This is a genomic window from Streptomyces sp. KM273126 (genome assembly GCF_004337435.2).
GTDB lineage: Bacteria > Actinomycetota > Actinomycetes > Streptomycetales > Streptomycetaceae > Streptomyces > Streptomyces acidicola.
The window spans coordinates 2,390,655-2,411,287 of record NZ_SJXB02000002.1 but is presented as its reverse complement, the minus strand read 5'-3'; the positions used below and the strand labels follow the sequence as shown (position 1 = coordinate 2,411,287).

General features: G+C 70.4%; 13 protein-coding genes. 7 read left to right on the top strand and 6 right to left on the bottom strand.

Translation table 11 applies throughout. The features are described 5' to 3' along the window. Positions 1–173: 173 nt before the first annotated feature. The 5 genes from E0500_RS41275 to E0500_RS41255 all read left to right on the top strand — a co-directional run bounded on the left by E0500_RS41275 (position 174) and on the right by E0500_RS41255 (position 7,120). Positions 174–641: a peroxiredoxin gene (locus E0500_RS41275; protein ID WP_131567655.1), complete on the top strand. Its 468-nt coding sequence runs from the start codon at positions 174–176 to the stop codon at positions 639–641. An 84-nt stretch (positions 642–725) separates the two neighbouring features. Next, positions 726–3,569: a SpoIIE family protein phosphatase gene (locus tag E0500_RS41270; protein WP_181587398.1), complete on the top strand. Its 2,844-nt coding sequence runs from the start codon at positions 726–728 to the stop codon at positions 3,567–3,569. A 72-nt stretch (positions 3,570–3,641) separates the two neighbouring features. After that, complete coding sequence (locus E0500_RS41265) at positions 3,642–4,868, top strand: hypothetical protein (protein ID WP_131567653.1); 1,227 nt, start codon at positions 3,642–3,644, stop codon at positions 4,866–4,868. Positions 4,869–4,995: 127 nt separating this feature from the next. Beyond that, positions 4,996–6,360 carry an FAD-dependent oxidoreductase gene (locus tag E0500_RS41260; RefSeq protein WP_131567651.1) on the top strand — a complete coding sequence of 455 codons (1,365 nt, stop codon included), beginning with the start codon at positions 4,996–4,998 and terminating at the stop codon, positions 6,358–6,360. A gap of 139 nt (positions 6,361–6,499) precedes the next feature. Further along, a complete protein-coding gene (locus E0500_RS41255; RefSeq protein ID WP_165935114.1) occupies positions 6,500–7,120 on the top strand; it encodes an L-threonylcarbamoyladenylate synthase in 621 nt (206 codons plus the stop codon). Here the strand turns inward: E0500_RS41255 and grpE are convergent. The 3 genes from grpE to E0500_RS41240 form a co-directional block, all read right to left on the bottom strand. After that, positions 7,106–7,636 (bottom strand): nucleotide exchange factor GrpE, encoded by a 531-nt coding sequence (grpE, locus tag E0500_RS41250; protein WP_131567648.1) that lies wholly within the window; start codon positions 7,634–7,636, stop codon positions 7,106–7,108. The genes E0500_RS41255 and grpE overlap by 15 nt on opposite strands. A 2-nt stretch (positions 7,637–7,638) precedes the next feature. Beyond that, positions 7,639–9,549, bottom strand: coding sequence for a molecular chaperone DnaK (gene dnaK, locus E0500_RS41245; protein WP_181587396.1), 1,911 nt, complete (start codon positions 9,547–9,549; stop codon positions 7,639–7,641). 89 nt (positions 9,550–9,638) lie between these two features. Then, positions 9,639–10,598: a LysR family transcriptional regulator gene (locus E0500_RS41240; RefSeq protein WP_131569218.1), complete on the bottom strand. Its 960-nt coding sequence runs from the start codon at positions 10,596–10,598 to the stop codon at positions 9,639–9,641. Positions 10,599–10,682: 84 nt separating this feature from the next. On the opposite strand from E0500_RS41240, the gene E0500_RS41235 reads away from it, so the two are divergent. Beyond that, complete coding sequence (locus E0500_RS41235) at positions 10,683–11,447, top strand: sulfite exporter TauE/SafE family protein (RefSeq protein ID WP_131569220.1); 765 nt, start codon at positions 10,683–10,685, stop codon at positions 11,445–11,447. A gap of 1 nt (position 11,448) precedes the next feature. After that, positions 11,449–11,997, top strand: a complete 549-nt coding sequence (locus E0500_RS41230; protein ID WP_131569222.1) for a hypothetical protein — start codon at positions 11,449–11,451, stop codon at positions 11,995–11,997. A gap of 23 nt (positions 11,998–12,020) precedes the next feature. Here the strand turns inward: E0500_RS41230 and E0500_RS41225 are convergent, their stop codons facing one another. The 3 genes from E0500_RS41225 to E0500_RS45245 form a co-directional block, all read right to left on the bottom strand. Continuing rightward, positions 12,021–14,039, bottom strand: a complete 2,019-nt coding sequence (locus E0500_RS41225) for a GDSL-type esterase/lipase family protein (RefSeq protein WP_131569224.1) — start codon at positions 14,037–14,039, stop codon at positions 12,021–12,023. A 161-nt stretch (positions 14,040–14,200) separates the two neighbouring features. Continuing rightward, positions 14,201–16,387, bottom strand: a complete 2,187-nt coding sequence (locus E0500_RS41220; RefSeq protein ID WP_181587394.1) for a glycoside hydrolase family 127 protein — start codon at positions 16,385–16,387, stop codon at positions 14,201–14,203. Between the two features lie 92 nt (positions 16,388–16,479). Further along, positions 16,480–20,625, bottom strand: a complete 4,146-nt coding sequence (locus E0500_RS45245) for an Ig-like domain-containing protein (RefSeq protein WP_131569226.1) — start codon at positions 20,623–20,625, stop codon at positions 16,480–16,482. Positions 20,626–20,633: the final 8 nt, after the last annotated feature.

The window sequence follows — 20,633 nt, the reverse complement described above, 5'->3', positions numbered from 1 at the left end:
CTTGTCCAGCGGAACAAGCCCCCGATCGGCGTCCTCCTGGGGCCCGACCGGATGAAGCGATCAACGGCCGTCTATTGTGGGGGTGTTGGGGCGCTCCGGACCTGCCCGAGTGCATCCAGGGTGCCGGGATGCCGGGGTGCCGTGTGGCGGCTCAAGGGTCAGGAAGGCCGGTCATGACACGTGGTGTGGATGTCGGCGACAAGGTCGACGACTTCGAGCTGCCGGACGAGACCGGCGCCGGGCGCCGGCTGTCGGAGCTGCTCGACGAGGGGCCGGTGGTGCTGTTCTTCTACCCGGCCGCCCTCAGCCCGGGGTGCACCTCCGAGGCCTGCCACTTCCGTGACCTGGCCGCCGAGTTCACCGCCGCCGGTGCGCGGCCGGTGGGGATCAGCGGGGACGCGGTCGACCGTCAGCAGGAGTTCGCCGGACGCCACACGCTCGGCTTCCCGCTGCTCTCCGACGTCGACGGGACGGTTCGTGAGCGGTTCGGGGTCAAGCGCGGTTTCTCCCTGGCGCCGACCAAGCGGGTCACCTTCGTGATCGCGGAGGACCGGACGGTCCTGGAGGTGGTGCGCAGCGAACTGCGGATGAGCGCCCACGCCGACCGCGCCCTGGCCGCGCTCCGCGACCGCGAGAAGTGATGTCCGGGCGCGTTCGCGACCACTGACTGTCACCATGCGTTACGCCCCTCGCCTCCTGGCCCGGGGCAGTGTAGACATGGGCACATGATCCGACTTTGGGGTCGAGCGCGAGGTCAGTCGGTCCGTCGGCCCGGCGGTCCGCATGGAGGGCGCCGGAGCGGGAGTGCCCGGCGGGTGCACCAGCAGCAGGGGACACAGGACGCCCCACGCGAACCGGTCGATCAGCGGCGGCAGTACGGCCGGCGCGGGTGGGGCCCGGTCGCGGGGCTGCGGTCGGCGCTGGGCGGGCGCAGTGTCGCCGGCCAGGTGTTCCTGCTCCAGGTCGTGATCGTGCTGCTGCTGATCGTGTCGGCCGTGGTGGCTCTGGTGCTGCAGGTGCGGCACGACGGCACCGAGGAGGCCCGCGACCGTTCGCTCGCGGTCGCGGAGACGTTCGCCAACGCTCCGGGCACCCGCGAGGCGCTGGCCGGGCCCGATCCCACCACCGTGCTCCAACCACGGGCTGAGGCCGCCCGCGAGCGGTCGAAGGTGGACTTCATCGTGGTGATGAACACCGACGGGATCCGCTACACCCACCCCAGGCCGGACCGTATCGGCAAGAAGTTCGTCGGGAACATCGGACCCGCGCTGCGGGGTCGCGCCGTCACCGAGGAGATCCGGGGCACCATCGGGCAGCTGGTCCAGGCCGTAGTACCGGTCGAGGCGCCCAACGGTTCGGTCGTGGGCCTCGTGTCGGCCGGCATCACGACCGAGAACGTGGGCGGTGCCGCGGAGCAGCAGCTGCCGCTCCTGCTGGGTTCGGGGGCCGCGGCACTCCTCCTCGCCACGGCGGGCACCGCACTTGTCAGCGGGCGACTGCTGCGCCAGACCCATGGCCTGGGACCGTCCGAGATGACCCGGATGTACGAGCACCACGACGCGGTGCTGCACGCCGTCCGGGAGGGCGTGATCATCCTCGACGGCGAAGGGCGGCTGCTTCTCGCCAACGACGAGGCGCACCGCCTGCTCGATCTGCCCGCCGACGCCGAGGGACGGCACGTCCATGCCCTCGGCCTCGACACGGACACCGCCGAGCTGCTGGCCTCGGGGCGCGTCGCCACGGACGAGGTGCACCTGGTGGACGACCGGCTGCTGGCGATCAACCAGCGCCCCACGGACCTCCAGGGCGCCCCGTCGGGCAGCGTCGCCACACTCCGCGACTCGACCGAGCTGCGCGCGCTGTCCGGCCGTGCCGAGGTGGCACGGGAGCGCCTCAAGCTGCTCTACGACGCCGGAGTGGGCCTCGGTACGACCCTGGACGTGACCCGTACCGCCGAGGAACTGTCCGAGGTGGCCGTCCCCCGGTTCGCGGACTTCGTCACCGTGGACCTTTCCCAGGCCGTGCTGGCCGGCGAGGAGCCCGAGGCGGGTACCACGCTGCGTCGTACGGCGTCCGTCGGGATACGCAAGGACGCTCCCTTGTACCCGGTGGGCGAGGAGATCGTCTTCGTCCCCTCCTCCCCGCAGGCGCGCAGCCTCAGCACCGGTCAGGCCCACCTGGAGCCCGACCTCAGCCGGGCGCCGGGCTGGATGGAGCAGGACCTGGAGCGTTCCGCGCAGGTCGTGGGCTACGGCATCCACTCGCTGATCACCGTCCCGCTGCGGGCGGGCGCCCTGGTGATGGGCGTGGTCAACTTCTGGCGCTCCGAGAAGCCTGAGCCCTTCGACCCGGAGGAGGTGGCCCTCGCCGAGGAACTCGTCGCCCGGGCCGCGGTCTCGATCGACAACGCACGGCGCTACGCACGCGAGCACGCCATGGCGGTCACCCTGCAGCGCAGCCTGCTCCCGCGCAGTCTGCCCGAGCAGAGCGCCCTCGACATCGCCTACCGGTATCTGCCCGCGCAGGCGGGGGTGGGCGGCGACTGGTTCGACGTGCTGCCGCTGTCCGGCACTCGGGTGGCGGTCGTCGTGGGTGACGTCGTCGGCCACGGACTGCACGCGGCGGCCACGATGGGACGGCTGCGGACGGCGGTCCACAACTTCTCCGCGCTGGACCTGCCGCCCGACGAACTCCTGGGTCACCTCGACGAACTGGTGAGCCGTATCGACCAGGACGAGGCGGAGGAGGGCAGTGGTGCCGCGGTCACCGGCGCCACCTGCCTGTACGCGATCTACGACCCGGTCTCGCGGCACTGCACCCTGGCCCGGGCCGGCCATCCGCCGCCGGCAGTGGTCCGCCCGGACGGCAGCGTCGAGTTCCCCGAGGTGCCGGCCGGTCCGCCACTCGGGGTGGGCGGTCTCCCGTTCGAGACGGCCGACCTGGAACTGCCGGAGGGCAGCCGCCTGGTGCTGTACACGGACGGACTCGTCGAGGACCGGGAACGGGACATCGGCTCCGGCCTCGACCTGCTGCGTACCGCGTTGGGCCAGGCAGACCCCGCGGCCCCTCCGGACAGCACCTGTCAGGCGGTCCTGGACGCCCTGCCACCGGGCCGGGCGAGCGACGACATCGCCCTGATCGTCGCCCGCACCCAGGCGCTCGACCCCGGCCGCGTCGCCGGCTGGGAGGTGCCCTCCGAGGCGGCGGCCGTCGGCCAGGTGCGTGCCTCGGTGTCCCGGCAGCTGGCGGAATGGGGGCTTCAGGAGCTGGAGTTCACGACGGAGCTGATCCTCAGTGAACTGGTCACCAACGCCATCCGGTACGGCAGCGGTCCCATCCGGGTGCGCATGCTCTACGACCGCACCCTGGTCTGTGAGGTCTCCGACACCAGCAGCACCTCACCCCACCTGCGCTACGCCGCCGCCACGGACGAGGGGGGCCGTGGCCTGTTCCTGATCGCCCAGCTCACCGAGCGCTGGGGCACCCGGTACACCGCCGAGGGCAAGGTCATCTGGGCCGAACAGTCCGTGACAGGAGGGTTCCAGGGGGACCTACTCTCCGGTGTGTGAATTTCCCGTGCCTGACGTGCGCGGACCATACTGGGTTGTGTCCGCCGACCCCGCACCTGCGCAGAGTGATCCATGGCCAAGTCCCGCACCGCCCCTGCCACGGCTCCCGACACCGTCTGGCTGTCCAGCGGACGCCACGTCGGCTCCGGCGCCGAGGAATCCGTCCGGCAACGGCTGACGGGACTCAAGGACGACGGGGAGATCGACGACCACCTGGAGTACGACGCCCGGCGCGACGACGTGGAACGGCGCGCCTTCGAGGCTCGTTGGCGGGTCGCCGGCGACATCGTGGTGCGGGCGCGTCTGACCATCGGCCCGCCGAGCGGCATGGTCGACTCGCGGGAGTGGACGCTGGTCGCGGAGGCGGACCGGCCCTGGAATCTCGACTGGCCGTCGCCCACCACCATGTTCTGGCCCGAGGACGCCTCGTGGGACCACGACATGGTTCCGGGGCTCCGCCTGCGTGAGTCCAATCCGCTGCCCGCCGAGGACAAGGAGCTCAAGCGCCTGCTCAAGGACTGCGGTCGCCACACCGAGAGCATCCACATCGTCGTCCACGAGGCCATGACACCCGACCAGCTCGGCCGGCGCCCCCTGGCACCGCTGATGCCCGCCAGCCTGCGTCACCGCATCGTGGAGCACCGGGCCACTCCGGACCAGTACCGCATCGTCAACTGGGCGCTCTACGACCTGGGGGTGCGGGTGCCGCGCGGGGGCGCCGTCGTGCTGCCCGGGACACCCGCCCGGCCCGGCTACGAGGACCACGACTTCACGGTACGCAGTGTCTTCCTGGACGGTTCGCAGCCCAAGGACCTCATCGAGACCGTGGTGCGCTACGCCTCTCTGCCCAGGCCGCTGGCCCCCTGGGCCGAGCAGGCCGTGGCCGAACTGCGGGACGAATGGCACCTGTTCACCGTCGACGAGGCACGGGCCCTGGTGGCCCAGTACTCCGAGGCCCTGCAGGCCATGACCAAGTCGCGCGATCTGTACCGCGAGGCCGCCGAACGCGCCCATGAGGCGCTGGCCGCCTTCCGGGAGGGTTCCCCCGCGCCGGCGGTCCCGCCGGCGCGGGGAGAGGAGCCCCGCAAGCCCGCGCGCTTCTCCCTGCGCGCGCTGACGAAACCGCTGGAGCGCGTGGGAGGCGGGGCGAAGCTGCAGCGCCCGGCGAACACCGACGCCGCCGCTCAGGACACGGCTGCTGACGACACGGCCGCCTCGGGCACCGAGGACGACGGGCCGTCCGGCTCCGGCCGCGAGTCCGGGTCCGGGGCCGGGTCCGCGGAGCGCGACTCGCCGTGACCGGGACCCACGTCACGTCATAAGATCGCTTTATGGGGCCATCAACCGGACCCGCGTACCAAGTAAGGCTTGCCTTAGTTTAAGGTTTCCGTCGAGTCGCCTGTCATCGCTCGAAGGGAACCTGATCATGCCCCGCCCCCTGCGGGTAGCCATTGTCGGAGCCGGACCTGCCGGAATCTACGCCGCCGACGCGCTGCTGAAGTCCGACGTGGCCGCCGACCCCGGTGTGTCCATCGACCTCTTCGAGCGGATGCCCGCGCCGTTCGGCCTGATCCGCTACGGCGTCGCCCCCGACCACCCCCGCATCAAGGGCATCATCACGGCCCTGCACCAGGTGCTCGACAAGCCACAGATCCGTCTCTTCGGCAACGTCGACTACCCGCGCGACATCAACCTGGACGACCTGCGTGCCTTCTACGACGCGGTGATCTTCTCCACCGGCGCGATGGCCGACCGGACGCTCGACATACCCGGCATCCAGCTCGACGGCTCCTACGGCGCGGCGGACTTCGTGTCCTGGTACGACGGCCACCCGGACGTGCCGCGGACCTGGCCGCTCCAGGCGGAGAAGGTCGCCGTCCTCGGCGTGGGCAACGTCGCGCTCGACGTGGCGCGCATCCTGGCCAAGACGGCCGACGAACTGCTGCCGACCGAGATCCCGCCGAACGTGTACGACGGTCTGAAGGCCAACAAGGCCCTGGAGATCCACGTGTTCGGCCGACGCGGCCCGGCGCAGGCGAAGTTCAGCCCGATGGAGCTGCGCGAGCTGGACCACTCCCCCACCATCGAGGTCATCGTCGACCCCGAGGACATCGACTACGACGACGGCTCCATCGCCACCCGACGCGGCAACAAGCAGGCCGACATGGTCGCCAAGACCCTGGAGAACTGGGCCATCCGCGATGTCGGCGACCGGCCGCACAAGCTGTTCCTGCACTTCTTCGAGTCGCCGGCCGAGATCCTCGGCGAGGACGGCAGGGTCGTCGGCCTGCGCACCGAGCGCACCGAACTCGACGGCACCGGCAACGTCAAGGGCACCGGCACGTTCAAGGACTGGGACGTCACCGCCGTCTACCGCGCCGTGGGCTACCTGTCCGACAAGCTCCCCAAGCTGCCCTGGGACGTCGACTCGGGCACCGTCCCGGACGAGGGCGGCCGGGTGATCGAGGAGACCGGTGCGCACCTGCAGTCGACGTACGTCACCGGCTGGGTCCGGCGCGGTCCCGTGGGCCTCATCGGCCACACCAAGGGCGATGCCAACGAGACGGTCGCGAATCTGCTCGACGACTTCGCCGGCGGCCGCCTGCACGAGCCCACGTCGCCCGCCCCGGAGTCCGTGGACGCGTTCCTCACCGAGCGGAACGTCCGCTTCACCACCTGGGAGGGCTGGCACCGCCTCGACGCCGCCGAGAAGGCGCTGGGCGAGCCCCAGGGCCGTGAGCGCGTGAAGATCGTGGAGCGCGAGGACATGCTCAGGGAGAGCGGCGCGTAGGGCTCCGCGTAGGGCTCCGCCAGGAGTCCGGTGGGGGACTGCGGGCCGTCTTGAAGCCGCGGGTCGTGTGTGGCTGGGCGCGCAGTTCCCCGCGCCCCTTTTTTGGGGGCGCGCCCCCTACGGGGCATAAGCTCGGCGGATGGCCAAGTACTTCGACGTGCACCCCGACAACCCGCAGCCCCGCGCCATCAGTCAGGTGGCCGACAGCGTCCGCCAGGGTGCCCTCATCGCGTACCCGACGGACTCCTGTTACGCCCTGGGGTGCCAGCTGGGCAGTCGTGACGGCATCGAGCGGATCCGCTCGATCCGGAATCTCGACGACCGCCACCACTTCACCCTCGTCTGCGAGAACTTCGCGCAGCTGGGCCAGTTCGTGCACGTCGACAACGACGTGTTCCGCGCCGTCAAGGCGTCCACGCCCGGGAGTTACACCTTCATCCTCCCCGCCACGAGGGAGGTCCCGCGCAAGCTGATGCACCCGAAGAAACGGACCGTCGGCGTGCGCATCCCGGACCATGCCGTGGTCCGGGCGCTGCTCGCGGAACTCGGCGAACCGCTCGTCTCCAGCACGCTGCTCCTGCCCGACGAGGAGGAGCCGCTGACCCAGGGCTGGGAGATCAAGGAGCGCCTCGACCACGTGGTCGACGCGGTGGTCGACTCCGGCGACTGCGGCACGGAACCGACGACGGTGATCGACTTCTCCGGCGGAGAGGCCGAGATCGTCCGCCGGGGTGCGGGGGACGTCTCACGGTTCGAGTGACAGCGTGTCGTCGCAGCTGATCTCGGTCAGGCGGCACCGGGCCTCCCGGCCCGCGCCGGGCAGGGGTGGCCCGGTGACCTCCACATGGGCCGGGCGGAGGAGCCGGGCGCCGAGCCGGTAGCCGGGGCGGAGGATCGTCGTGCAGGTCAGGCGGTCCGTGTGCGGGGAGACGTGATGGGCCAGGGCGTCGTGGCACGTCGGATCGAAGGGATCGCCCTCCTGCCCGAACGCGCGCAGCCCCAGTGAGCCTGCCTGGCTCTCCAGCGTCGCGGCGATCTCCTTGAGCCCCGGTGTCATCGGTTCGTGGTCGCACGCGCGGTGCACGGCGTCCAGCACGGGCAGGAAGGCGCCCAGGACGTTGACCACCGCGATCTCGCGCACGGCCATACGGTCGCGCCTGACCCGCTTGCGGTAGTTGTCGTAGTCGGCCTTCACCCGCTGCAGGTCCGCGGTCCGCTCCCGCAACTCCTGCGACAGGCGCTGCGCCTCCGTGCTCGGCGGCCGGACGGAATCCATCGTCAGCCCGCCTCCGGCTTGTGGCCCTGGTCGGTCTTGTCGTCGTCGACGATCTCGGCGTCCACCACCTCGTCCTCCGGACCGGAGGTACCCGGACCGCCCGAAGCACTGGCGGCTTCGGAAGCGCCGGCGCTCGTCGCGCCCTCGGCCCGCGACTGCTCGTACAGCGCGGTGCCGATCTTCTGCGCGGCGGCGGCCGCCCTGTCCATGGCCTGCTGGATGCCGGCGGTGTCCTCGGCTCCGTCCTTGCTGCTCCTGAGCTTGTCCTTCAGCTCGGCGAGCGCGGCCTCGGTCTCACTCCTGGCGTCGGCCGGGATCTTCTCCGGGTTGTCCTTAATGATCTTTTCGGTCTGGTAGACGAGCTGTTCGGCCCGGTTTCGGGTCTCGGCGGCCTCACGCCGACGACGGTCCTCCTCGGCGTGCTGCTCGGCCTCGTGGACCATGCGGTCGATGTCGTTCTTCGGGAGGGCCGAGCCGCCGGTGACGGTCATCCTCTGTTCCCTGCCGGTGCCCAGGTCCCGGGCGGTGACGTGCATGATGCCGTTGGCGTCGATGTCGAAGGCGACCTCGATCTGCGGCACACCACGCGGCGCCGGCGGCAGACCCGTCAGCTCGAACATCCCGAGCCTCTTGTTGTACGCCGCGATCTCGCGCTCGCCCTGGTAGACCTGGATCTGCACGGAGGGCTGGTTGTCCTCGGCGGTGGTGAAGATCTCGGACCGCTTGGTCGGGATCGTCGTGTTCCGCTCGATGAGCCTGGTCATGATGCCGCCCTTGGTCTCGATACCGAGGGACAGCGGCGTCACGTCGAGGAGCAGAACGTCCTTGACCTCGCCCTTGAGCACACCGGCCTGGAGCGAGGCGCCCACGGCCACGACCTCGTCCGGGTTGACGCCCTTGTGCGGCTCCTTGCCCGTCAGCTCCCTCACCAGGTCCGTGACGGCGGGCATACGGGTCGAACCGCCCACCAGGATCACGTGGTTGACGTCGGACAGCTTGATCCCGGCGTCCTTGACGGCCCGATGGAAGGGACCCGTGCAGCGCTCCAGCAGATCGGCGGTCAGCTGCTGGAACTGGGCGCGGGTCAGCTTCTCGTCCAGGTGCAGCGGGCCCTCCGCCGAGGCCGTGACGTAGGGCAGGTTGATGTTCGTCTCCGACGAGCTGGACAGCTCGATCTTGGCCCTTTCGGCGGCCTCGCGCAGCCGCTGCACAGCCATCTTGTCCTTGGACAGGTCGACGCCGTACGCGTTCTTGAACTGCTTGACCAGGTGGTCGACGATCCGCTGGTCCCAGTCGTCGCCGCCGAGGCGGGTGTCGCCGTTGGTGGCCTTCACCTCGATGACGCCCTCACCCATCTCAAGCAGCGACACGTCGAAGGTGCCGCCGCCGAGGTCGAAGACCAGGACCGTCTGGTCGTTCTCCTTGTCCAGGCCGTAGGCGAGAGCGGCGGCCGTCGGCTCGTTGATGATCCGCAGGACGTTCAGGCCCGCGATCTCACCGGCCTCCTTGGTCGCCTGCCGCTGGGTGTCGTCGAAGTACGCCGGTACGGTGATCACGGCGTCCGTGACGTCCTCTCCGAGGTAGGCCTCCGCGTCCCGCTTCAGCTTCTGCAGCACACGGGCGGAGATCTCCTGCGCGGTGTACTGCCTGCCGTCGATGCTCCCGCTGTCCGGGAACCGCCAGGCCTTGTCCCCCATGTGCCGTTTGACGGAGCGCGCGGTGCGCTCCACGTTCGTCACGGCCTGCCGTTTGGCGACCTCCCCGACGAGCACCTCACCGTTCTTGGCGAAGGCCACGACGGACGGCGTGGTCCTGGCCCCCTCCGTGTTGGTGACGACGGTGGGTTCGCCGCCTTCGAGGACCGAGACCACCGAATTCGTGGTGCCGAGGTCGATACCGACCGAACGCGTCATCAGGGCTCTCCCTCCTCGTAGTCCTTACTTCTGGAGGCCCTGGTGGTGCATGACCCCCGAAAGATTCCCGTGGGCCCATACAACCTGGTTTACTCCCATTTTTCCTGGTGTGCCGGATCGGTCTTCCCGGAGTCCCCGTGTCCGGCGGGGCCGGCCGGCTCCGACAGTGCCGCCCGCCGCAGGTGTTCGGCGAGCGCCGCGGTGGCCGTCGACGAGGTCCGGTCCTTGACGCCCCAGGCGAGCAGATGGTGGCGGCGCGCCCAGGGGTCGGCCAGTTCGCACACGTCGAGCAGCCGGCCGGGGTCGACGGCGCGGCGCGGTACGAGGGCGAGCCCGACGCCGGCGGCCGCGAGAGCGACGAGGACACCGAGGTCGGCGACCGTGGTGCGGTACCGCACGGCCGGGGCGTGCGGGCCGACGTGCTTCTCGATCCAGCGGCGCAACGAGGAGCCGGGGTCGAGCCCGACGAGTGGGTGTTCGGCCACCTCGCTGTAGGTCAGGGCGGTCCGGCCGGCGAGGATCCCGTCGGCCTGGCCGATCACCACGAGGGAGTCGTCGCCGAGGGGTTCCATGCGCAGGCCGCAGTCGCGGGCCTCGTCGTCGAGGACGACCCCCAGGTCCGCCTCGCCGTCGGTGAGCATCCGCACGGTCTCGGGGGTACGGCTCTCGGACACCGTGACGTCGACGTCCGGGTGCGCCCGCAGGAACGACACCAGGGCCCGCGGGACGAGTCGGTGCATCGCTGAGCCGCCGCTCAACAGGGTCAGCGGAGCGGTCGGTGACCGGGTGTAGCTCGCGACGGCGCTCTCCAGCCGTGCCGTCCGGTCGAGGACTTCGCGGGCGTGCCGCGCCAGAGTCGTCCCCGCCGGAGTGGGCCGCACGCCCCGCCGGCCGCGGATCAGGAGAGCCACACCGGCCTGGTGCTCCAGCGCACGCACCCTGGCACTCGCCGAGGGCAGGCTGAGGTGCATCCGGCGAGCACCGGCCGTGATCGACCCCTCCGCGACGATGTCGAGGAAGAGCCGGAGATCATCCAGGTCATAGCGCACACCGCTCAGCCTATGGCGCAGCCTTAGGCTGGGTATGCCGATTACACATTGTGCGACAGCGGGTCACTGAGTGATGCTCGTCGAGTGTCCGAGACCTTGCTCGTCCTGCTGGCCGGTACCGCCGCCGGAGCGCTGAACGCCGTCGGTGGTGGCGGTACGTTCGTGGCGCTGCCCGCTCTCGTCGCGGTCGGCCTGCCGCCGGTGACGGCGAACGCGGCATCGAGTATCGCCCTCGTCCCCGGGTCGGTGGCCAGCGCCTGGGTCTACCGGCGTGAGCTCGCCCCGGTCGGGTCGACGTCCACGACGGCTCTGACCACGGTCAGTCTCATAGGGGGCGGACTCGGCGCCGGCCTGCTGCTGGCACTGCCGGCGGCGGCGTTCGATGCCGCGGTGCCATGGCTCCTCGCGTTCGCCACGGTGGTCCTCGCCTTCGGGCGGTACCTCTCCCGTGCGGTGAGCACCGCGATGGGCCGCCCGGTCGGCATGAGTTCGCGGGCCGTCCTGATCGGCCAGTTCTTTCTCGCCCTGTACGGCGGATACTTCGGCGGTGCCGTAGGCATCCTGATGCTGGCGCTGTGGAGCGTCGGCCTCGGTCTCGACGCCGCGGCCGGCAATCCGATGCGGGTCACCCAGGTCGCGGCCGTCTATCTCAGCGCGACCGCACTGTTCCTCGTCGCTTCGGAGGCGCTGAGCGCTCCGGTTCTCCTCGTCGGCATGCTGGCCGGTGCGGTGGTCGGCGGATTCGCCGGGGCCCATCTCGCACGCCGCCTTCCCGCACGGCTGCTGCGGGGCGTCATCCTGACCACCGCCGTGACCATGACCGTCCTCTATTTCCTGCGCGCCGGCTGACATGACCGAAGGTGACCCGGGAACAGCCGCCGCACCGTACACGGACGCGGCGCGAGCGCGGCTGGTGGCGGCCTACGAGGCCTGCGAGCTGGCCGAACTCGCCCGCGCCTCCGTGCCGATCGGCGAGCACGAGCTGCATCCCGACGGCACCGTGCGGTCCCCGGGCTCGGTCCTGGCGGATGCCGCGCGAGTGCTCGGTGCCGCCCAGCGGTTCTTCGAGGCCGCCGCCGTGTTCGAGCGGCTGGGTGGTGCGAACTGGGAACTCATCGGTGATGTCCTGGGCGTGTCCGCGCACATCGCGCGGGCACGCTTCACGACGGCCGAGGACCGTTTCCGGAGGGGACTGCTCTCCCCCGCCGAGGCCACCGGGCCGACCGGGCCACCCGGCTCCCCCGGCCCCCTCGGCGAGGTGAGCTGGTGGCGGGCCTACATGGCCCGGGAGCCCCTGGAAGCGGCACTCGACCTCGACGAGTGGGTACTGCGCCACCAGGACGGCGACAGCGGCCTCGGCAGCGCGCCGGTGTCCGGGGGCCTGGCCCGACGGCGCTGATCGCGGCCACGCCCCCGACCGCGTCAGGCGCCGATCCTGGCCGCGATGACCGGCGCGAGGCGGTCCGCGATGACGCGGTGCCCCTGGTCGTTGGGGTGGACCGAGTCCGTGAGGTCGCCCGAGCCGAGCCAGCCCGTCGTGTCGACAAAGGAGACCCGGGAGTCGCCGCCGTCGACGGCCGCCCTGACGGCTGCTTCGGTCTGCGGAACGAACCGCCCGCGGAAGGTCTCCAACGCGAAGATCCAGGCCTGCGGATGGGCCGCGCGGACCTTGCGCAGCAGACTGCTGTACGCCTCCTGGAACTGCGCCGAACTCACCCCGTGCCCGACGTCGTTGGTGCCGAGGTTGATGACGACCGCGTTCGCCCGGTAGCGGGAGAAGTCCCAGTCCGGTGTCGGGGCGTTCGGGTTGAGTTTGGTGAACTGCCGCTCCAGGCCCACGCATCCGTCCGCCGCGGCGACGAGGCAGGCGCCGCCCTGGGCGATCTGTGTGTGCTCGGCACCGAGGCGTTCCCCGATCAGCCAGCCGTAGGCGGTACGGGCGTTCTGCGAGGTCGTCGTGCCCACGGTGATCGAGTCGCCGACGAACTCGATCAGCTTCTCGGGAGCGGGCGGCGGATAGGTCGTGGCGCCGCTGTCGAGGACGAGCCCCTGGAAGACGGCGTCACCGCGGTAGGAGCCCGCGACCACCTGATAGTTGACCTGGAGGGTGTGGTGGCCGGCCGGCAGCGCGGCCGGAGTCAGGTTCACGGTTCCCTTGACGTCGTCGTAGAACGTCACGGGCCCGTCGTCGATCCGCGCCCAGAAGTCGATCGTGCCCCGCTGCTTGAGCTGGACGGTCCTGCCGGTGAAGCCGACGCGGTAGTACGCGCCCGCCCAGTAGGGGGTGTAGGCGGTGGTGGAGCCGGCGGTGTCCCAGCGTCCGACGAACTTGATGTTCGGGTCGCCGGGCTGGCCGGGCGCCGCCGCCTTCACGGAACGGGTCGTGCCGCCGCTCAACGCGGCGCTGACGACGGGGGCCAGGCGGTCCGCGAACTTGGTGTGGCCCGCCTCATTGGGGTGTCCGTCGCCGTCCTCGTAGTCGGTGCCGTCGGTGAGCCAGCCCGTCGTGTCGACGTAGCGCACCTTGCTGTCTCCGGCGGTGTTGCGGGCGTTGACGGCGGCCCTGGTCTCGGTGACGTACCGCTTCTTGAGGGTCTGCACGGCGAAGAGGACCGCGTCCGGGTACCTGGCGCGGATGTCGCGCAGGAACGTGGCGTACGCCGACTGGAACGCCGCCCCGGACACCCCGTGCCCGATGTCGTTGGTGCCGAGGTTGATGACGACCGCGTTCGCCCGGTAGCGAGAGAAGTCCCAGTCCGTGCCACCCGTGCTGGCCGTCTTGAAGAACTGGCTGCTCAGACCGGTGCATCCGGACTGGCCGACGAGGCAGTAGCCGGCGCGGGCGATCTGCGTGTGCCGCATCCCCAGCCGCTCGCCGGTCTTCCAGGCGTACGAGTCGAGCGCCAGCCGGTCGGTGAGGGCGCCGGCGGTGATGGAGTCGCCGACGAACTCGATCAGCCCGGGCTGGGTGTTCGGAGCGACCGTGCGGGCCCCGGAGTCCAGCACCAGCCCCTGGAAGACGGTGTCGCCGGAGCGGTAGGTGATCCGCAGGGTGTGGGTGCCCGTCGGTAACGGCTGTGGGGTGAGGTTCACCGTGCCGCGCACACCCGCGTGGAAGACGTCGGGCCCGCCGTCGATGCTGACGTAGAGGTTGACCGCGTCTCTGGTCCTCACCTTGACCGTGGTGCCGGTGAACGACGTCTGCACGTACGCGCCGGTCCAGTTGGCCACGGCCGTGGTGCCCGAGCTGGTGTCCCAGCGCCCGACGTAGCCGATGTTGGGGTCGGACACCGAGCCGTCTCCCGGAGCGGCGTGCACCTGGGTCACGCCGGCCAGGGACAGGACACCGGCGATGAGAACGGTCGTCAGAACTGCGGTGAGGACGGCCAGTGGTCCGCGTCCGGGTGTGCGAGGTCCGGCCTGGTGGGGGGAGGTCTGCATGGGGATCCTTTCTCACCGGATGTGGGAGCGCTCCCATGAACAGCCTCTCCACGGAAGCAGTGAAACGATTCACCGTCAAGGCGTCCACCACGGTTTTCTGGGAGCCCCGGTACGCCCGGCAGCCCCACCGACTCCGGCGGAGGCTGCCGGACTCCCCTGTCTCAGCGCCTCAGGTCCGCCTCCAGCGCGGCCGCGACGACACGGTCCCGCTCGGCGCGCGTGAAGAACGCCTCGGACAGCCACTGGTCCGCGAGGGTACGTACGGCCTGCACGAAGGGGCCGGAGTTCGTGAAGGGCGCCTGCTGCCAGAGCACGTCGAGGAAGGTCAGGCCGTCGCCGCGGGCCCGGTTGGGGACGCCCGAGTCGGCCGTGCCGAACACGACGACGGGTTCGGAGCGCCGGAAGTAGGCGTGATAGCGGGTGTCGTCCGCGACGAAGAACGGCGCGAGGGTCAGACCGTGCGTGGTGAAGTGCATCGGCCGGCCCTCGGGCCGGATCGCGGTGGCCAGGTCGCCCCGGAGCGTGAAGTCCTTGTAGAAGGAGAAGGTGCGGAAATCCCTTTGCGGGCTCTGGGCGACCAGCAGTACAGGGCCGTGGAACACCGACTGGACGGTGGGGTCGTCCAACGCCCTTTCGATGCGCAGGCGGTACGGGGCCAAGACACGGACCTGGTCGCCACGCCGCCAGGTTCTGCTCAGGGTGAGGTAGCTGCCGGGCTCGGCCGCGGCCCGTTGCCTGACTCCGTTGACCGTGACGGTGAAGCCCCCCGTGGCCCAGGACGGAACCCGGAGTTTCAGATCCAGCCTGCCGCCGCCCTCACGGAACGTCAGGGTGCGCACGCCCTCGGCCGGATAGTCGCTGGTCTGCTCGACGACGAAGCCCCGTTCCGGCCACCGCAGCGTCGAGGCGAGGTAGAGGTTGACGTACAGTGCGCTGCCGTCGGCCGAGCGGAAGTACACCGAGTCCTGGTACTTGGTGTGGTTCTCCATGCCGGTGCCGCCGCAGCAGGTGCCCGTGTTGTCGTACTCGCGCACGACTCCGGGGCCCATGCCGACGAAGTAGGTGACCTCGGGGCTGGTGGTGCTGGGGGCGTCCCGGCGGGAGGCGAGGATGTGGTTGGTCAGGCCCCGCTCGTAGTAGTCCATGTAGGCGGGGTCCGGCTCGTGGAAGAACAGCTGCCGGGTGAGCTTGAGCATGTTGTACGTCGCGCAGGTCTCGGCGTTCTTGTCGTCCAGGGTCGCCGCTATGGCGCCCCGGGCGCGGAACATCTCGCCCTGGCCCGTGCCGCCCAGGCTGTACATGCGGGGTCCCGCGACCATGCCCCAGAAGTTGCGGGCCGCGGCGGCGTACTCCTCCTCCTCGGTGTGGTCGAACAGCCGCAGATAGCCGGTGAACTGCGGGATGTGCTGGTTGGCGTGCCGGCCGTCGAGGATGTCCCGGTCCTCGGCGCATGCGTCCAGCAGCGCCGTGTTGTCGAAGCAGCGGGCGGCCGCCAGGTGCTCCTCGCGGCCGGTGAGGGCGTACAGGTCCGTCATCACCTCGTTCATGCCGCCGTACTCACCGGCGATGTAGATCGACCACATCCGGTCCAGTTGAGCCTTCGGCAGCCGGCCGAGGCGGCTGTGCACCCAGTCGCCCATCGCCGAGGCGATGGTCAGCGCCTGCTCGTTCCCCGCCAGGGTGTGCGCGTCGAGGAGTCCGCGCATGATCTTGTGGCAGGTGTAGTAGGGCGCCCAGATCGTCGGGTAGGTCGTGTAGCTCTCCAGCAGGATGAACTGCGTCTCCGGGTACGCCGCCAGGTAGCCGGGGTGGCTGGGCTTCGGCGAGCCGTTCTCGGCATGTGCCTTCTGGCACTCGCCGAGCGCGCCGACCAGGTAGTCCAGCTTGGACTTGAGGGCGGCCTCACGGGTGTCGGCGTACGCCTGGGCGACGAGAGTGAGGAAGTGGCCGCCGAAGTGGCCGCGCAGATTGCCGTCCGCGGTCTCCCAGCCGCCGGGCGGCCGGGCGCCCCGGGTGTCGAGTCCGGCGTTGGCGCGGAAGACGGCCAGCATGCGGTCGGCCGGGTAGGACCTGGCGTAGTCGAGCATCAGGTCACGCTTGGCCCGGAAGACGCCGTTCCCCAGGGTGACCTGGTCCAGCGGGAAGGGGCGCACCGACCAGGCGGACGGGACGGGCAGCGGGGCCGCGGTGGTCTGCGCGGGCACGCCGGACAGGGCCTGGCCGGGCGTTCCGGAGAAGGTCTGGCCGGCTGCCGCGTGCGCGGCCGAAGTGGTCTGTACGAGCGGGGCGGCGGCCGCGGCCCCGGCGGCGAGACTCAGCAGACGGCGGCGGGTCGGTGGCTGGGACATGCTCTCGGACTCCGATCGTCGGTCCTCGGTGGGCATGGGCGCGGTGGGCATGGGCGCGGTGGGCATGGGCGCGGTGGGTCGGTGACGGGCGGTCATGACGGCCCGGTCACGGTGACGGTGGCCGTGGCGCGATAGGTGGTTCCCGCCACGATCCCCTTCACCTCGAAGGTGCCCGGCTCGGCGTACTGTTCCGGCTTCACCGGGTCCCAGGTGACGGCGGTCCGGCTGTCCTTGGAGCCGTCGTTGTAGGTGGCGACCACGGTGGCCGGGAGCGTGGGCGCCGTGCCGGTCAGGGTGGTGACGTGCTCCTCGGCGATGCTCGTGATCTCCACCGTGTCGGTCTGCCGCACCCACACGGTCGCGGTCACGGGCTGCGCGGCCCGGTCGGTGAGCCCGGTGATCGGTACGCTCGTGCCGCCCTCCGCGACCTGTTCCTCGGTGAGGGCGGGCCAGGCGACGGGCGAGCGCGCCGTGGAGCCGTCCGCGTAGACCAGCGTCACCTGTCCGGGCAGCTCGGGGATCGTGCCGCGTGGGGTGGGGACATGGACCTCGCGCACGGACTCCGGCGTCTCGGCGTACACCTTCCACTCCTGCACGCCGAGGGCCAGGTTCGGGTGACCGGTCAGCCGGGCGCGCAGGGCCGTCGTCGTGACGGGGGCGAAGGTGGTCCTGTTGTAGCGGTCCTCGGCGGTTCCGTAGCCGCTGGGTGAGGCGACCTCGCGCCAGGTGTCGCCGTCGCGGTACTCGATGACCCAGGCCTCCGGCACGCCGACACCGTCGTCGGCGCCCGGTTGCGCATCGCGGAAGAAGTACATGTCGGAGCCGTCCACGCGGACCGGGTCGTCCCAGGTGTACTGGACCCACTGGGTGCCCTTCTGGGGCCAGCTCCCCCAGCGCGGGGCGTCGGAGGACGAGGCGGGTTCGCGGCCGTCGTTGATCGCTGCGAGGGACTCCCAGCCGGAGGTGTAGGACGCGGTGGTTGTGGCGAAGGGTGCCACGTTCACCTGCCCGTCCGCGAGCCCCTCCGCCTTGACCACGACCTTCTTCGACGACTGCGACGCGCCGTCGGTGGCGGTGAGTTCGAGGGTGTAGGTGCCCGCCTTGGTGAACCGTGCGACGGTCGTCGGGGCGCGCGGGTCGTCGAAGATGACGGTGCCGCCCTCGGGTCCGTCCGTCGCCTTCCACGAGGCGGAGAGCTTCCGCTCCGGGAGCCCGTCGTCCTCGACGATCCCTGTCAGCCGGACCTGGCCGGGACGGCTGTACGTGGTGTCTCGCCACGCCTCGACGTACGGGGCGTGGTTCCGGACGGCCGGGGGCCGGACGCCGGTGGCGAACGCCTGGATCTCCTTCAGACCGCTCGTGTGGCCGTCCCGGTGGCGCATGAGCACCCGCAGCTTCTGTGCCGTCACCTTCTCGAAGCTCACCTGGTTGAGGTTGGCTCTCGGGTTGACGGGTGACTTGGCGGGGCGGGCCACGTCCTTCCACTGGCCGTCACCGTCCTGGTACTGCACGGTGTAGAGGGCGGGTTCGGCGTATCCGCCAGGCCGTTTGTCGCTGTAGAAGTAGAGCCGGACGTCGTCCACCGCGCGTTTTCGCCCGAAGTCGAGCTCGTACCAGTCCTCGGTGTTGCCCGAGCCGCGGGCGCCCCAGTACGGCTCGTTGATGGTGAAGCCGTCGACGGCCCCGGACACGCCCCGCTCCTGGGCCTCGTACGAGGCACGGGCCGTGGCACCGTCGGCGAGGTTCTCCTCCGCAGCGCCGGTCAGGTCGCGGCCGGCCTTGGCGAACAGGTCGGTGACGCGGTCCTTCCGGCCGTACTCGACGTCCCTTGGCTCCGGCACAGCGGCACGCAGGCCGGTGACGCGCACCTTGCCGCCTCCGCCGTCGGGGAACGTCACCTCGCGGGTGGCGGGGTCGTAGACGAGGTGGGTGAGGCGGTCGGTGGTGAAGGCGAGTTTCCCGTCGAGGTAGACGGAGTAGCCCTCGGGGACCTGACGACCGTACGGCCGTTTCCCGTCGCCCGGTTCGTCCCACAGCACGGCCACGTCGGTGCCGCGGTAGTTGATGTCGGTGACGGCGAAGTGGGGCCAGTCGACGTCGATCGGCCAGAGCTCGATCTTCCGGTCGTCGCGCGGCCGGAAGCCCATCGCGTCCTCGATCACCGTCCAGTTGGTGGTGCCGAGGATGGTGTGGTGGATCCAGGACCGGTAGCCGATCTTCTGCGGGTCGGCGCTGCCGTCGGCCCAGAACTCGTTCTGGTCGGGCCACCGGTTGTCGCCGTCGACGTAGTGGGCCCAGGCGTTCCAGGACAGCAGCTTCTTGTACCAGGTGCGGTCGATGTACTTGCTCGGGTACTTCCGCAGCACCGAGGAGAGGAAGCGGAAGGTGACGGTGGAGTTGATGACCGAGAAGTTGTTGCTCCCCGGGTGTCCCTGCTCCGCCGCCTCCGCCTTGTCGGCCTGGTTGGCCGTGAAGAACGGGAAGACGGGGTACTGCTCGGCGTCCGCCCACAGCCGTAGCGCTTCGAGGTACTGCGGGTCCTCGTCCGGCGTGGGCATCAGTCCCACGCTGTACGGGTAGTAGTTGTTGATCTCCTTCCAGGGCACCAGGGTGTCGCTGGCCACGTGCCGGTGCTTGACCAGCTTGTCCTTCGGGTCCCACAGGTACTTCAGGACCGCGTCCTTCACTCGTTTCGCGATGCCGCGCATCTCGTCGGCCTTCGCTCCCTCGCCGAGCAGGTCGTAGGCGCGGGCTGCCGCCGTGGCGTTGCTGAAGACGTAGGCCGACTCGGCGCGGTCCAGGTTGCCCGGCTTCCAGTCGAACGACACCGCGTCGGCGTCGTTGCCGGTCATGGCGCCCCAGTCGTACTCGATCAGCCCGTTGCCGTCGTGGTCGTAGTTCTCCAGCTGTCCCTTGACGTCCTTCTCCGCGTACCGCGCCAGGTTGCGCACGACGCCGTCGGGCCCGCCGTGCACCTGGTAGGAGCGCCAGGCCGCCTCGGAGATGTACTGGGTGTAGCTGTTGGACCAGTTCTCCGGATCGCCGGGGTTGTCGGTGTACTTGCTGTTCTTCGACACCTCTCCGGCCGACACCCAGGATCCGTACGCATAGCTCGGGTCGCGCAGGTACTTGAGGTCGTCGACGAACATGCCCACGGTCAGGGCGATGGCGTTGTTGTAGCCGAGCGCGCCCTCCATGGACGTGGGGAACTGGTAGTCGTTGCCCGGGATGTCGGCGTCGAGGTAGTTGTAACGCAGCAGCCACCAGCGGTAGTACAGCGTCTTCTCGATGTTGTCGTCCGGGACGTCGAGGTACGGCAGGTTCTCGGCCCACCAGCGGTTGTACGTCTGCACGTGGTCGCGGAAGGCGGCGGCCGGCGTCGTGATGCGCAACGAGTCGTACTCCGGCCTGGAGCGGGCGATCTCCTCGGTGACGAACCCGAGTTGGACCTTGGTGGTGACGCTGCCGCCGGCGCGCAGAGCGAGAGATCCTGTCAGGGCCTCACCGTCCTGTGTGGGGGCCATGCCGTCGCCGCTGAGCCGTGGGAAGACCGTGGTGAGGTTGTTCTTCGCGGCCACCGCGCCCGTGAGTTCACGGCCTTCGGGGGCCGTGGTGTACGGGGACGAGGCGCGCAGCGTGACCTCGCGGCGGGTGGAACCGGTGTTGGTGAGGGTCAGGTTCGTCACGGCGACGTTCGCGTCGGTGATGAACTTGGTCTGTGTCACCTTCAGCCCGCCGGCCTCGTGGGTGAACTCGCTGCGCCAGTAGCTGGGGGTCTGTGTCCTGGCGCCGGTGTCCTCGCGCAGGGTGAGGTTCTCGCCGTCCAGGGACAAGGTGATGGTGTACGCGGAACGGTTGTCGATGCTCTCCCAGTAGGCGACCCTGCCGCCGAACCCGAGCCGGGACGGGTCGTGCTCCTTCATGAACACCGCCCGGCCCCGCGTGAACAGCCAGTCGCCGGCCGGGTCCTCGCCCTTGCGGGCCAGCATCCGGTCCATCCAGAAGTCGGTGCCGTTCCCGGCATCCCGGTCGGCCTCGTACTGGGCGCGCAGGGTGCGGTGGACGGAGAAGCCCGCGGGCAACTCCGGCACGGGCTCGGCGGATCCGGAGTACACCGGGTAGCCGATGGCCGAGTTGTCCGCCTCGGCCGGGGCGGTGGCGGCGAGCGAGGCCAGCAGCCCGAGAGCCAGCGCTCCGGCCGGGGTTCTGCGACGGTGCCGTCTTCGCGGTCCGTGCACGACTGCCT

Coding starts and splice junctions, on each gene's coding strand:
- grpE (WP_131567648.1), bottom strand. CDS start 7,636: ATGGATTCCGTCCGGCCGCCGAGCACGGAGGCGCAGCGCCTGTCGCAG.
- E0500_RS41220 (WP_181587394.1), bottom strand. CDS start 16,387: ATGTCCCAGCCACCGACCCGCCGCCGTCTGCTGAGTCTCGCCGCCGGG.
- dnaK (WP_181587396.1), bottom strand. CDS start 9,549: ATGACGCGTTCGGTCGGTATCGACCTCGGCACCACGAATTCGGTGGTC.
- E0500_RS41270 (WP_181587398.1), top strand. CDS start 726: ATGATCCGACTTTGGGGTCGAGCGCGAGGTCAGTCGGTCCGTCGGCCC.
- E0500_RS41260 (WP_131567651.1), top strand. CDS start 4,996: ATGCCCCGCCCCCTGCGGGTAGCCATTGTCGGAGCCGGACCTGCCGGA.
- E0500_RS41255 (WP_165935114.1), top strand. CDS start 6,500: ATGGCCAAGTACTTCGACGTGCACCCCGACAACCCGCAGCCCCGCGCC.
- E0500_RS41225 (WP_131569224.1), bottom strand. CDS start 14,039: ATGCAGACCTCCCCCCACCAGGCCGGACCTCGCACACCCGGACGCGGA.
- E0500_RS41230 (WP_131569222.1), top strand. CDS start 11,449: ATGACCGAAGGTGACCCGGGAACAGCCGCCGCACCGTACACGGACGCG.
- E0500_RS41275 (WP_131567655.1), top strand. CDS start 174: ATGACACGTGGTGTGGATGTCGGCGACAAGGTCGACGACTTCGAGCTG.
- E0500_RS41265 (WP_131567653.1), top strand. CDS start 3,642: ATGGCCAAGTCCCGCACCGCCCCTGCCACGGCTCCCGACACCGTCTGG.